This is a genomic window from Roseiarcus sp. (assembly GCF_052145395.1).
Lineage (GTDB): Bacteria > Pseudomonadota > Alphaproteobacteria > Rhizobiales > Beijerinckiaceae > Roseiarcus.
The window spans coordinates 1-2,697 of sequence record NZ_JBKQOT010000108.1; the positions used below are offsets into that span (position 1 = coordinate 1).

At 65.2% G+C, this 2,697-nt stretch carries 1 protein-coding gene and 1 pseudogene; both read right to left on the reverse strand.

Going from position 1 to position 2,697, the window contains the following annotated elements; translation table 11 throughout:
- Nucleotides 1-1,124 (reverse strand): annotated as a pseudogene (locus tag ACLP25_RS03850) (class I poly(R)-hydroxyalkanoic acid synthase); the annotation flags it as partial.
- A 65-nt stretch (nucleotides 1,125-1,189) separates the two neighbouring features.
- A partial coding sequence (locus ACLP25_RS03855) for an acyl-CoA dehydrogenase C-terminal domain-containing protein (protein ID WP_442467909.1) occupies nucleotides 1,190-2,697 on the reverse strand: 1,508 nt, incomplete at its 5' end.

Sequence of the window (2,697 nt, forward strand, 5' to 3'; positions counted from 1 at the left end):
ACATCGGGCGTTGTCGGCGCGTATTGGATGAGCTCGATGAGATCGTTGCGGAAGATCACCTTGCCGGGCGTGTTGGCCATGTTGACGCCGAGCTGGAAGTCGCGCGCGTCAACCTGTCGGATGCGCAGGTTACCCTTGCCGGCCTCGATGTCCTCCGCCATCATCTTGAGGCCACGCACGAGGTTTTCGCCGCTCTCCTGAAGCGTCATGCGCAGGAGCTCGGGATTCGTTCCGACGAAATTCGAGGGCGAGAGCGCCGCGGTCACCTGCCGCAGATAGAACTGCGCCTTGTCGCGCTCGTGCGGATCCATTTCGTCGGCGCGGGTGATGAGATCGTCCGCCCAGTGCGTGGTCAGCACATAGGCCTGTTTGATGAAATCGAAGTACGGATTGTCGCGCCATTCCGCGTCGGAGAACCGCTTGTCGGGGCGCCCGGGCGTGGCGACCAGCGCCGCCGGCGCGCCTAGGAAGCGCTGCAGCGTCGAGGCCCAAAGATTGATGAACTGCATCGTCAGCGCGGTTTGCGCCTCGAACGCCGCTAGCGGGTTGGACATGTAGTACTGGCCGAGTTGCCCGATCGATCGGGCCATTTCGCCGCCATCGTCGGCGAGATTCATCTTGATCTCGCCTGTCTCGCGCGGCCTCAAGTATGCCGCCAGCACCTCGCCGCCCTGCTCTATGGCCTGACCAATGTTTCGGGCGAGCGCTTCCGCGTCGGGAATTGGAAATTGGGCTCTGAGGCCGTCAGTCCCGCCTGCAGCGGCGGAGCGGGCGGGCGGCGCCGGCGGCGCGGCTTGTCCGGGAGGTTTGGAACCGCTCGCAGAAAGCGGCGCCATTTTCAGCGCGCCGGGCGCCGCAGTTACGGCGTTCGTCGCGGCGGGTATGCGCTCTGAGTCGGCGGGCATGGCTTTCGGCGGCGGCGTCTTGCGAGGCTTGGGCGGAGTCGCCCTGGTCGCCTCGGGCGGATTCGGCGGATCTGGTTGCGGCAACGCGGTCGGGGCCGCCTCGGCAGACCCGCTCGTGCGCTTCCGCTTGGCGCGCAGGCTGGGCGCACTTGCCGTCGTCGAGTCGCGCTCATCGATCATCGCGAGGCGCTTGCGGTCTATGCGAGCAGTGTTGTCCATCACGAAGCGTCTCCTGTCGCCGCCGGGCTGAGACCTGGTCCCCCTGGGAAACAGGGAGGACCGGCCTAGAACGATGCCTCCGCGAGCGCCAAGGTCGAAGCAGCGCCGGCGGTTATTTCGAGGCGCCATGCCTCGGCCTCTGGCAACACATGCTCAGCATAGAATCGGGACGTCGCGATCTTGCCTCTCAGGAATGCGCCGCCTGTTTCCCCGGCCTGCGTCAGACCCCGGGCAATGCGTGCAGCCCGCGCCATCTGCCACCCACCGGCGACCACACCCGTCAGCTTGAGGTAAGGCACTGCGCCGGCGGCGGCTTCGCGCGGGTTTCTGTCGTGGTTGGCAAGGAGCCAGTCGGTCGCCTCTTGGAAAGATTTCAGGCCGGTCTTCAAGGCGGCGCCAATTGCCGAGAGATCGGAATCGTTCGTGGGCGCGAACGCCGCCAGTTCCGCCTCAATATCGCCGATCAGCGCCGCCGCATTGGCGCCGTTGTCACGACTGAGCTTGCGCCCGATCAGGTCGATCGCCTGAATCCCGGTCGTGCCCTCGTAGATCGTGGTGATGCGTGCGTCGCGGAGATATTGCGCGGCGCCGGTCTCCTCGACATAGCCCATCCCCCCGTGCACTTGGATGCCGGTGGAGGCAATGTTGATCGAGGTCTCGGTGGACCAGCCTTTGACGACCGGCGTCAGGAACTCCACACGGCCCTGGCTGCGACGCCGCTCGTCGGGGTCCGGGTGATGCCGGGCGCGATCCATGCAGGCGGCGGTGACATAGGCGAGCGCACGCATTGCCTCGGTGCGCGCCTTCATGTCCATGAGCATGCGCCGCACATCCGGATGATGGATGATCGATGCGCGCTCGCTGCCGCCGATCGGCCTGCCCTGAACGCGGGTGCGTGCATAGGCGACGGCCTTCTGGTAGGCCGCTTCCGCGACGGCCACGCCCTCAAGGCCCACATTCAGCCTGGCGTGGTTCATCATGGTGAACATGTATTCCAAGCCGTCGTTGGGCTCGCCGACGAGGTAGGCGATCGCGCCCTCCTTGTCGCCATAGGACATGATGGCGGTAGGGGAGGTGTGTATGCCCAACTTGTGTTCGATTGAGACGCACGAGAGATCGTTGCGGGCGCCCAGGCTGCCGTCGGGAGCGACCAGGAATTTCGGCGCGACGAAGAGCGAGATCCCGCGTTCAGCCAGAGGCAGCGAGCGCCATTCTTCCTGCGCGGCGCATATCGAGGCGGGACCGTAGGTTTCCGTCAACCCGTATACATGCGTGATGTCGAACCCTATCCGCTCGGCGCCTTCGATCGTGGACGCGGGCGGGGCGGCTCCGGCGATGTAGCCGCAGACCTTGTGCTGGGACTTACCCTGCAGCTCGCCAGGCGCATTGATCAGCATGTTGTAGATGATGGGCGCGCCGCACATGTGCGTCACGTGATGCTCCTCTATGGCCTCGAAGATCTGCTTCACGTCGATCTTTCGCAGGCAGATATTGGTCCCGGCGTTCGCCGCCATCGCCCAGGGAAAGCACCAGCCGTTGCAATGGAACATCGGCAGCGTCCAGAGGTAGACCG